Origin of the sequence: Variovorax palleresanus (genome assembly GCF_051144945.1) — a bacterium.
Taxonomy (GTDB): Bacteria; Pseudomonadota; Gammaproteobacteria; order Burkholderiales; family Burkholderiaceae_C; genus Variovorax; species Variovorax paradoxus_S.
Map to the genome: position 1 here is coordinate 625283 of NZ_JBJNVP010000001.1, position 9566 is coordinate 634848.

The 9566-nt window shown below is 61.5% G+C and carries 12 protein-coding genes and 2 pseudogenes; 4 read left to right on the plus strand and 10 right to left on the minus strand.

Annotated features, from left to right (window positions below):
* Position 1 precedes the first annotated feature (1 nt).
* Positions 2 to 244, minus strand: coding sequence for a DUF485 domain-containing protein (locus ACJ7Z0_RS02930; RefSeq protein WP_431120730.1), 243 nt, complete (start codon positions 242 to 244; stop codon positions 2 to 4).
* On the opposite strand from ACJ7Z0_RS02930, the gene ACJ7Z0_RS02935 reads away from it, so the two are divergent.
* The gene (locus tag ACJ7Z0_RS02935) at positions 243 to 398 is read left to right on the plus strand and encodes a hypothetical protein (RefSeq protein ID WP_434788595.1); all 156 of its coding nucleotides are present in this window, start codon (positions 243 to 245) and stop codon (positions 396 to 398) included. The genes ACJ7Z0_RS02930 and ACJ7Z0_RS02935 overlap by 2 nt on opposite strands.
* Before the next feature lies 1 nt (position 399).
* On the opposite strand, the gene ACJ7Z0_RS02940 is transcribed toward ACJ7Z0_RS02935, so the two are convergent.
* Positions 400 to 504 (minus strand): tautomerase family protein, encoded by a 105-nt coding sequence (locus ACJ7Z0_RS02940; RefSeq protein WP_434788596.1) that lies wholly within the window; start codon positions 502 to 504, stop codon positions 400 to 402.
* Positions 505 to 515: 11 nt separating this feature from the next.
* The gene (locus ACJ7Z0_RS02945; RefSeq protein WP_434788597.1) at positions 516 to 1487 is read right to left on the minus strand and encodes an NAD(P)H-dependent flavin oxidoreductase; all 972 of its coding nucleotides are present in this window, start codon (positions 1485 to 1487) and stop codon (positions 516 to 518) included.
* 317 nt (positions 1488 to 1804) lie between these two features.
* On the opposite strand from ACJ7Z0_RS02945, the gene ACJ7Z0_RS02950 reads away from it, so the two are divergent.
* Positions 1805 to 2731: a LysR family transcriptional regulator gene (locus ACJ7Z0_RS02950; RefSeq protein WP_434788598.1), complete on the plus strand. Its 927-nt coding sequence runs from the start codon at positions 1805 to 1807 to the stop codon at positions 2729 to 2731.
* A gap of 12 nt (positions 2732 to 2743) precedes the next feature.
* On the opposite strand, the pseudogene ACJ7Z0_RS02955 reads toward ACJ7Z0_RS02950, so the two are convergent.
* Positions 2744 to 3543, minus strand: a pseudogene (locus ACJ7Z0_RS02955) (aldehyde dehydrogenase family protein).
* A complete protein-coding gene (locus ACJ7Z0_RS02960; protein ID WP_434788599.1) occupies positions 3480 to 3836 on the minus strand; it encodes a winged helix-turn-helix transcriptional regulator in 357 nt (118 codons plus the stop codon). The pseudogene ACJ7Z0_RS02955 and the gene ACJ7Z0_RS02960 overlap by 64 nt, the downstream one beginning before the upstream one ends.
* 57 nt (positions 3837 to 3893) lie before the next feature.
* On the opposite strand from ACJ7Z0_RS02960, the pseudogene ACJ7Z0_RS02965 reads away from it, so the two are divergent.
* Both ACJ7Z0_RS02965 and ACJ7Z0_RS02970 read left to right on the plus strand, forming a co-directional pair.
* Positions 3894 to 4286: pseudogene (locus ACJ7Z0_RS02965) on the plus strand (alcohol dehydrogenase catalytic domain-containing protein); the annotation flags it as partial.
* 57 nt (positions 4287 to 4343) lie between these two features.
* Positions 4344 to 4967: a zinc-binding dehydrogenase gene (locus tag ACJ7Z0_RS02970; protein WP_434788762.1), complete on the plus strand. Its 624-nt coding sequence runs from the start codon at positions 4344 to 4346 to the stop codon at positions 4965 to 4967.
* A gap of 137 nt (positions 4968 to 5104) precedes the next feature.
* On the opposite strand, the gene ACJ7Z0_RS02975 is transcribed toward ACJ7Z0_RS02970, so the two are convergent.
* Genes ACJ7Z0_RS02975 through ACJ7Z0_RS02995 form a run of 5 tightly spaced genes read right to left on the minus strand, consistent with a single transcriptional unit; the run spans position 5105 to position 9566 of the window.
* Positions 5105 to 5695 carry a GNAT family N-acetyltransferase gene (locus ACJ7Z0_RS02975; RefSeq protein ID WP_434788600.1) on the minus strand — a complete coding sequence of 197 codons (591 nt, stop codon included), beginning with the start codon at positions 5693 to 5695 and terminating at the stop codon, positions 5105 to 5107.
* Positions 5696 to 5739: 44 nt separating this feature from the next.
* Positions 5740 to 7083, minus strand: coding sequence for an omega-aminotransferase AptA (aptA, locus tag ACJ7Z0_RS02980; protein ID WP_434788601.1), 1344 nt, complete (start codon positions 7081 to 7083; stop codon positions 5740 to 5742).
* 34 nt (positions 7084 to 7117) lie between these two features.
* A complete protein-coding gene (locus tag ACJ7Z0_RS02985; RefSeq protein WP_434788602.1) occupies positions 7118 to 7819 on the minus strand; it encodes an ABC transporter ATP-binding protein in 702 nt (233 codons plus the stop codon).
* Positions 7816 to 8586, minus strand: a complete 771-nt coding sequence (locus ACJ7Z0_RS02990) for an ABC transporter ATP-binding protein (protein ID WP_434788603.1) — start codon at positions 8584 to 8586, stop codon at positions 7816 to 7818. Before ACJ7Z0_RS02990 ends, ACJ7Z0_RS02985 begins: the two co-directional genes overlap by 4 nt.
* Positions 8583 to 9566: a branched-chain amino acid ABC transporter permease gene (locus tag ACJ7Z0_RS02995; protein WP_434788604.1), complete on the minus strand. Its 984-nt coding sequence runs from the start codon at positions 9564 to 9566 to the stop codon at positions 8583 to 8585. The genes ACJ7Z0_RS02990 and ACJ7Z0_RS02995 overlap by 4 nt, the downstream gene beginning before the upstream one ends.

Sequence of the window (9566 nt, forward strand, 5' to 3'; positions counted from 1 at the left end):
GTCAGCCATCCATCCGATTGGTTCGAACAACGTAGATGACGGTCAACACGATCCCGCACAGGATCACGAGCAGACCGAAAGCGAATGCGAAAGGGATCTCGAGCACAGGCACCGTGAATGCCATTCCTCTCGCGTTGAAGCAGCACATCAGCACAAACGTAAAGTAGACAAGAACCTGCACGGCGGTGAGCGCCAGGCCGAAGCCCAGCGATTCGCCGCCTCCATCGTTGAGGTCGCGACGCATGAAAATCTCCGTCAAGTTGATTCGATCCGGGCGCAACCATATCGATGCGCCCGAGGTGGCAGAAACGATTAATTTCGATGAGACCGATCCGTCGCCCAGATGCCAGATGAAGGTGCATTGCTTGCACCAAGGCGGACAGCCTCGTGCCCGCTGAGCTAGAGCCCTAACGCTTCCACCATCGCCATGTGGGCGCTGTCGAGGAGCGCTAGCAGCTGCTCGTCGTCCCGTCCTTGAATGACATCGAACTTCAAGAGTGGCATCTGCGGACCCCTCAGACGCAGCGTCGCGCGTTGTTGATGATGTCGTACGCTTGCCGGGCGGTCCGGCGCACGACATCGGCCGCCGACGGGATGTCGTCGATCAGGCCGATGGCCTGTCCCACGGTGACGTTCGCGCAGTCGTAGTCGCCGGACTCATGCGCCGCCTCGACGGCGCGCAGTTCCGATTCGCGCAGACCCCGAAGCGCCTCTTCGTTCCCATGCCAGCGATGAATGAAGTCGTTGCGCATGAGGCGGCCGGTGTATTCCTTTGGCCAAGCCTTGCCGCGCACGATGTCATACACCGAGGTGCGAATCGTCTGCGACCCGCGCGCCTGCGTCACGCGAGCCTTGGCGTTCGGGTGGATGAGGGCCTCTTGGGTTGCCCAGAAGCGGCTCCCCATCAAGACCCCGTCGGCACCCAGCATCAATGCAGCCGCCAGGCCGCGTCCGTCTGCGATGCCTCCAGCAGCGAGGAGGATCGTCTCCGGACTCTTCGCCGCGAGGTAGTCGGCCACTTCGGGGATGAAGGTCATCGTGGTTTGCCGATCGAAGCCGTGCCCTCCCGCCTCCGTCCCCTGCGCCACGATGACAGCCGCGCCGACGTCGAGTGCACGCTGTACGTGCTCGAGCGTCTGCACCTGGCAGATCAGCGGAATTTTCGCCGCATGCACTCTTACGGCGAAGGGCTCGGGATCGGAGAACGAGAGCATCAGGCATCGCGGCCGGCGCGCCAGCGCCCTGTCGAGCAGCGACACATCCCGCGCCATCGACCAGGTGATGAAGCCGCAGCCGATCGACGCGTCGCCCGCCAGGGCGAATTCACGTTCCAGGACTTCATGGCTTCCGTATCCGCCGCCCAGGAGGCCGAGTGCGCCGGCATTCGACACCGCCGCGGCGAGCACGCCGCCAGAGGCAGGGTCCATGGGCGCAAGTGCGATCGGATGTTGCAGGCCGAACTTTTCGGTGAAGCGATTGGTGAGCATGGGTTCCTCGACATGTGGTGGAAGGCCCGGATGCTAGGAAGCTGATCGGATCCTGAGAAACGATTTGTTTTGATGTCGGCAATCTATGCAGCAGATTGCTTGCCGCCCACTTCTGGCGCCGCCGCCAGCCTCGCGGCCCCGCATGCACCTAAGGGCTAACCATGGGCTCGATGCTGCCAAAACTGCCTACGATGCCCCTCTGTGGGGCGCATTCGCACCAGCTTTCTCGTCGCGCCCGGATTTTTGCAGGTACGCATCTTGCGAAAGCTGCTTGCTGATTGAGTCATCAGCTATTTCGATCTGATCTGGAGATGCATATGGAAGTTGGCGATCTCACAACGTTCGCTGCGGTGGCTCGCTGCGCAGGCATCACCAAGGCGGCCAAGGAGCTCCACACGGTCCAGTCCAACGTCACCAGTCGCATCAAGGCGCTCGAGGACGAGGTCGGCGTACCGCTGTTCGAACGCCACAGCCGTGGCGTCGCCCTCACCAGCGCAGGGATGCGCCTGTTGCCTTACGCATCTCGTGCAGTGGCACTGCTGCAGGAAGCGGCCGCCAACGCGCGCGACGACGGCCAGGCCAGAGGGCCGCTGGTGATCGGCTCCATGGAAACAACCATCGCGGTGCGTCTGCCGGAAGTCCTGGGCCAGTTCAACGCCCGCCACCCGGCCGTCGAGCTGGTCGTGCGCACCGGGCCCACGGCCGAGCTGATTCAGAGCGTCATCGACAACGAGGTGGACGGCGCGTTTGTTGCGGGACCGATCGATCACCCCCGGCTGAAGGCCGAGAAGATCTTCGATGAGGAATTAGTCCTGGTCACGTCGCGGCGCTGGCCCCACCTCGCGGCTCTGCGCAATGAGGCAGCGCCGCTGACCGCGCTCATGTTCCGGACGGGCTGCTCATACCGTCAGCGCCTGGAGCAGTTGCTCGTCCAGCTCGGCCGCCCGTCCTATCGGCGGCTCGAGTTCGGGACGCTGGAAGGCATTCTGGGCTGCGTCGGCGCCGACGTCGGCGTCACCCTGCTTCCTCGGTATGTGGTCGCAAGGTCGTTTGCTCACGAGCGCCTGGTCGTGCACGAGATCGATGCCTCGATCTCCCGGGCGCCAACGCTGCTCGTCACGCGTCGAGACGCCTTCGAGTCAACCGCGATGCGGATGTTTCGCGAGTGCCTGGGGGGGCCGGCGCTGCGCCAGCTTGGCGATTTTCCGGTGAGCGACATGTTTGAGCCGGTGGCTGCTCAGTGAACGAGTTGGGCTCTACTTCGCCGTGGGCATCACGAACTCGGCACCCTTGCCGATGCTCTCGGGCCAGTGCTGCATGATCGACTTCTGCTTGGTGTAGAAGCGCACACCTTCCTCGCCGTAGGCATGCATGTCGCCGAAGAGCGAACGCTTCCAGCCGCCGAAGCCGTGCCAGGCCATCGGCACCGGGATCGGCACGTTGATGCCGACCATGCCCTCCTGGATGCGGCGGCTGAACTCGCGCGCCACGTTGCCGTCGCGCGTGAAGCAGCTCACGCCGTTGCCGAACTCATGGTCGTTGACCAGGTCGACCGCGTCCTTGAAGTTGGCCACTCGCACGCAAGAGAGCACCGGCCCGAAGATCTCTTCCTTGTAGACGGCGTGATGCCCGCCACCACGCCGAGCGGCTGGCGCAGCGTCCAGTTGTCGATGCCGGTGGAAACCTGGTCGGTGAAGTCGCCCATGAGCAGCTGCGGAATGCCGCAGGCGAACTCGACGATGTCGATGCCGCGCGAGACCTCGCCCTGCGCGTCGGTGAACACCCTGCCGTGCTCGAAGGCAATCGCATGCGCCAGCTCACCCTTGTTCTTGTTGAGCAGCTCCAGAAACTTGAACATCACGCGGGCGCGGCGGATTGGCGGCGTGTCGGCCCACTTGGGAAACGCAGCCTGGGCAGCAGCCACTGCCGCGTCAACGTCGGCATGGTTGGCCAGGGCCACTCGGCCGGTTACCCACCCCGTGGCGGGGTTGCTCACCTCGGTGGGCCAGGCAGCGGCGGCGCCCCTGCCTTTTGAGCAATGAACAAGTCTCCCCATTCCTTCATCGCTTTCAGAACCGGGGCCAACGTGGTGCCGAAGTCGGTCAGTGAGTACTCCACGCGAGGAGGAATCTCCGCAAAGATTTCGCGGCGCACGATGCCATCGGCTTCGAGTTCGCGGAGCTGAAGCGTGAGCGAACGTTGCGAGACACCATCGAGCAACTTCTGCAATTCGCCAAAGCGCCGAGTTCCCTGCAAGAGGTGGAACACCAACGGGGGCTTCCACTTTCCTCCAGCAACGTCGACGGTTGCATCCACAGCGCAACGATAGGTTTTGAGGTCAGATTTCATTTAACAGTATCAAGCAGGTGCCTATCGGCAAGAAATGTGCGTACTTGCGGGGCACGCATGCGGGCCCTAGCATCCGGCCTGTTGGCCCATTCCGGGCCGGTATCGGGAGTAGCGTTGAAGGCAGCATATTTTGATCAGCAAGGGCCGGCCGAAGCAGTGCTGAAGGTTGGGGACATCTCGGACCTGACGCCAGGGCCAGGCGAGGTGGGGGTAAGGATCGAGGTGTCCGGTTTGAACCCGACAGATATCAAGACGCGGACGGGGTTTGCTGGGGCACGCATGCCGTTTGGCCGGATAGTGCCGCATCAAGACGGTGCTGGGGTCATCGATCAGGTGGGTCCCGGAGTCTCGGACAAGCGACTCGGAGAACGTGTTTGGCTGTACGAAGCACAAACAGGAAGACCGTTCGGTACATGTGCTGAGCGGACTGTCGTGCCCTCCTCTAACGCGGTTCCGTTGCCCCCTGGCGCTTCCTTCGACGTGGGGGCGTGTCTTGGTATTCCTGCGATGACAGCGCATCGCTGCCTGTTCGCAGATGGCGACCTCCGGGGCAAGAAGGTCTTGGTGCAAGGCGGGGCAGGAGCCGTAGGACTTGCAGCGATATTGTTGGCGAAGTGGGCTGGTGCGTGGGTCGCTACCACAGTGAGTCGGGCGAACCAGTGGGCGATCGCCAGTGCCGCCGGTGCCGACCTCGTGATCAATCGCCGTGATCAGGATGTAGCAGAAGTCGTAAAGAGCGCTCTGGGTGGCGCTCATATCGATCGTATTGTCGAAGTCGATCTGATGTCGAACGCGCAAATCGATTTTGCGTGCCTTTCGCCCAGCGGCGTGATCAGCGCCTATGCCACCGATGACCCCTCCGCCGAACTGCGATTGCCCTTCCTTCGCACGATGTTCGGCGGCTATGTGATTCGCTTTGTGTTCGTGTACACGATGCCAGAGGACGCGAAGCGCCAAGCGGCCCGCGACATCAGCGCATGCGTGGCTACGGAAAAATATGTGCCGGCGATCGCCAGTCGATTTGCCCTGGGAGACGTGGCTGCCGCCCATCAATCGCTGGAAAATGGAGACGCTCCAGGAAAAGTTTTGGTGTATCCGGCTTGGCCTACGGCCGCCCCTACCAACGTTTAGTTCAGCCGTAGAGGGGCGACCGTCGACGCGATAGCCTCTCGGCGGCGTGCGGGCGTCGGCGACAACTATGACCGTGTCAATTTGTCGCGCTGCTGCCTGCATGTGATGTGAGGCAACTTTCCTCGCGGCCTCCGTCCCTACCGCCGACTGAGCAGCCACTGCAGGTTCCGTCGGACGCCGGGCCACTCAGTCGCAACAATGCTGTACACGTACGTATCCCGAAGCAAATTGCTCTCGACAATCTGATGGCTTCTCAAAATGCCGTCCAGATTGGCACCAAGTCGTTCGATCGCGGCCCGGCTGCGCAAGTTGAAGGAAGACGTTCGAAACTCGACGGCAATACAAGACAGCGTCTCGAACGCGTGCTTGAGCAGCAGCTCCTTGCATTCGGTATTGACCGCAGTGCGCTGGGCTGATGCTCGGTACCAGGTCGAGCCGATCTCCAAACGCCGATGCTGAGGCTCAATATTCATGTAGCTGGTCATCCCAAGGACACGAGCGGTCTGCTTCTCTTCTACGACGAACGCAAGCATGCTTCCCGCTTCCTGCAAAGCCAGCCGCCTTTCGATCTCAGCCTCAACTTTGTCAGGTGCCGGTATTCTTGTGTACCAGAGATTCCATACCTCACCATCGGCAACAGCCTCGCTTAGTGCAGCGGCATGTCGACAGGCCAGAGGCCTGAGCGCGACTGCCTCGCCGATCAATTCCACGGGTTCAATCCATGCCAAAGGTCATTTCTCCTCTGCTACAAAGGAATCGACAATGTCATGCATCAGCGCGTTTCGGCGAAGGCGTCATGAAGAGCCTCGACGAGGCGATCAATCTCCACCTTCTCCGAGATAAACGGCGGCGCAAGCTGGATGGAATCCGCGCCCTGACGCACATAGAAGCCTTTGCTCCAGCACGCCTTGGCAATGTCGTAGGGCCGCCGGTCGGGAGTGGCAGCTATGCCGATGCCAGCAGCCAATCCAAAGTTGCGTATATCGACGACATGCTTCGCCTGGGCAAGTGAATGCACGGCATCTTCGAAGTAGGGAGCCAGGGCCGCCGCACGAGCAACGATCTCGTCGTTCACAAGCACGTCGAGCGTCGCGATCCCTGCCGCGCAAGCGACCGGATGGGCCGAATAGGTATAACCGTGAGGAAACTCGACCGCAAAGTCAGGGGACGCCACTCCCATGAACGTATCGTAGACTTTGCCCGAGGCAACAACAGCGGCCAATGGCTGTGCGCCATTCGTCACCTGCTTGGCGATGGTCATCATGTCCGGCACAACGCCGAATGCTTCCGCACCCGTCATCGCGCCAAGACGGCCGAATCCGGTGATGACCTCATCGAAGATCAACAGGATGTCGTGCGCCGTGCAGATCTCTCGCAGCCGCTGCAGATAGCCCTTGGGCGGCAGGATCACGCCGGCCGAACCGGAGATCGGCTCGACGATCACTGCGGCAATGTTCGACGCATCATGCAAGGCGATCAGGTCGATCAGTTCGTTGGCAAGCTCGGCGCCGTCCTGAGGTAGCCCGCGAACAAAGGCGTTGCTTGCAAGCTGTGTGTGAGCAAGATGGTCAGCGTCGACACCAGGGCCAAAGAGCTTGCGGTTGCCGCCGAGGCCGCCAACAGATATCCCCCCGAAATTGACCCCGTGATAGCCCTTTTGCCGACCGATGAAGCGGGTCTTGGTTCCTTGCCCCCGCAGGCGCCAGTAGGCACGTGCCAGCTTCAGCGCGGTATCCACAGCCTCCGATCCGGAGCTGGTGAAGAACACATGGTCCAGCCCTTCCGGCATGAGCGCCTTGATCTTGTTCGCGAGCTCGAATTGGGCAGGATGACCGTGCTGGAAAGCAGGCGAGTAATCCAGCTTCGCAATCTGCTTGGAGACTGCTTCGGAGATTTCGTCTCGGCCGTGCCCCAACCCCGAACACCACAGACCCGAAAGCCCATCGAAGATCTTCCGGCCATCTATATCCGTGAAGTACGCTCCCTTGGCTTCAACGATGACCCGGGGCGATTCCTTGAACTGGCGATTGCCGGTGAATGGCATCCAGCAGGCGTCGATCCATTGCGGATCCAGGCTGAGGGACGGTCGTTGACGCTTTTCTTGAAAAGTATGCATGGCTGCTTCCAGTTGAAGATGTGAATTCCGTTGATCAGGTCGCGCCGACGCTGAGGTATCGATCCTTGACGGCATCGTCTGCAAGGAACTGCGCGTTGCTGCCCTGGTACACGATCGTTCCTTGCTCGATCACATAGTGCCGATCAGCCAGCTGGGTGCAGACTTCGAGGTTCTGCTCCACCAGCAGGACTGCGACGCCGGCACGCCGGATCTCCTTGAGCTGGGCAACGATCTCTTCGACAATGACCGGGGCCAGTCCCTCGACCGGCTCATCCAGCATCAGAAGCTTGGGGTTGTTGAGCAGCGCGCGTCCGATCGAGAGCATCTGCTGCTCCCCACCGGAGAGCTGCCCTCCCCCGTTCTTTCGGCGCTCGCGCAGGCGCGGAAAGATCTTGTAGATGTCGGTCAGCGACCATGGAGAGCCTCGGCGCTGACCGAGCAGGAGGTTTTCTTCGACCGAGAGCAGCTTGAAGATCCCTCGATCCTCGGGCACCAGGCAAACACCGCGGGAAGCGATCTGGTGAGAAGGCAAGTCTTGCAACTCAACGCCTCCAAACACGATCTTGCCGCCCGTGGCGCGAACAGCGCCGGCGATCGTCTTGAGCGTGGTGGACTTGCCGGCTCCATTGCGGCCGAGCAGGGTTACCAGTTCGCCGTTGCCGATCTGAAGGTCAACGCCTTGCAGGATGTGACTTTTGCCATAGTGGCTATGCAACCGATCCAGGCGAAGAATCATTTGCGGCCTCCGGTGATCATGCTTCCGAGGTAGGCGGTTCGCACGCGCTCGTCATCACGCACCGACTGAGGCGTTCCCTCGACCAGCACCCGTCCCTGCTGCATCACCGTCACTGTGTGCGATATGTCCATGACGATTCCCATGTTGTGCTCGATCAAGACGACGGTGTAGTCGCGACCCAGGTCGGCGATCAGCGTCTTCATATCGTCCAGATCGTCGATCCCCATGCCGGAGGTGGGTTCGTCCAGAAAGATGGCTTTGGGCTCGGCCGCCAGGGCCATGCCGACCTCCAATCGACGCTGCTGACCATGCGACAGGGAACCAGCCGCCGTACGCTCCTGATTCCGCAGTCCAAGGCGTTCGATCACTCGGTCCACCATCTCTGCGCAAGACCAGCGGCCCTGCGGTGAACGCCAGAGATTGAACGCCCTTCTTGCGTTCACGCCCTGCGCCGCAAGGCGCAAGTTCTCGCGCACTGTCAGGGTGGGGAACAGGCTCGTGACCTGGAACGATCTGGCCATTCCCTTGCGCACGCGGACGTGGCCGGGTTCACGGGTGACGTCCTGGCCATCGAAGGCAATGCTGCCACCGGTCACACCCAGCGTGCCTGTGAGCATGTGGAACAGTGTCGTCTTGCCGGCACCGTTGGGGCCGATGACCGAATGCACCGTGTTGCGTCTCACGCGCAGGTCCACGCCGCCAAGGGCCACAAACTTGCCGTAGTGCTTGGTAACCTGCCGTGCTTCCAGAAGGAATTCCGTGCTCATACCTGCTTCTCCTCGACTCGGATTTCACCGGTCCGCTTGAACCGCGCCGTCAAGGCGAGAAAGCCGTCTTCGATGAGGCCCCACAAGCCGCGCTGCATGCCCAGGCTGATGACCACGAGCAGCACGCCCAGCAACATCAGCCAGCGCGGCCACAGTGTCGACAGCCAATCGGCCGCAAGCACGTAGAACAGGGCACCGATCAACGACGCGGCAAGATTGCCGGCGCCACCGATCACCGTCATCACGAGGATCATTTCACTCACATGAAATTCGGCGTTCGCGAGTGGTGCGACACCGACCATCATCGCGTTGAGTGCGCCGGCCAGCGCAGTCACGGCACCCGAGAGCACGAAAGCGAGCAGTTTGAAGCGCGGTACGTTGTAGCCAACGGCGCTGGCGCGCACCTCGTTGTCGCGGATTGCCAGCAGCGTGCGCCCAAAGATCGATGTCGTCACCCGGTGCAAAGCGACGAAGACCAACAGGAAGATGACCGCCACCATCACATAGAACTGCCACGCCGTGGTGTTGTCCCAGAGAACCACTCCGAACGCAGACACCGGCGGTCTCGGAATGTTGAGCAGCCCGTTGTCGCCCCCCGTCAGGGACGGAACGCTATAGGCCAGAAAGTAGAACATCTGCGCGAAGGCGAGCGTCAGCATGACGAAGTAGGTTCCCTTCTGTCGAATCGACACGATCCCGACCAGCCCCGCGGCGAGGCCACCAAGAATGATCGAGGCAACCAGCGCAAGGGGCATGGGCAGCCCGGTGCGAGTCAGCATGAGGCCGATCGTGTAGCTTCCGAGTCCGAAGAAAATGCCCTGCCCGAAGGACAGCAGCCCGGTATAGCCCAGCAGCAGATTGCATCCCAGAACGGCCAGCGCGTAGATGAGGATCTCACTGGCCAAGGAGCCTGAACTCAACAGCAGCGGCAATGCCACAACTACGCCAAGAGCAACTGCGATATCGATGTTTCGGCGCAT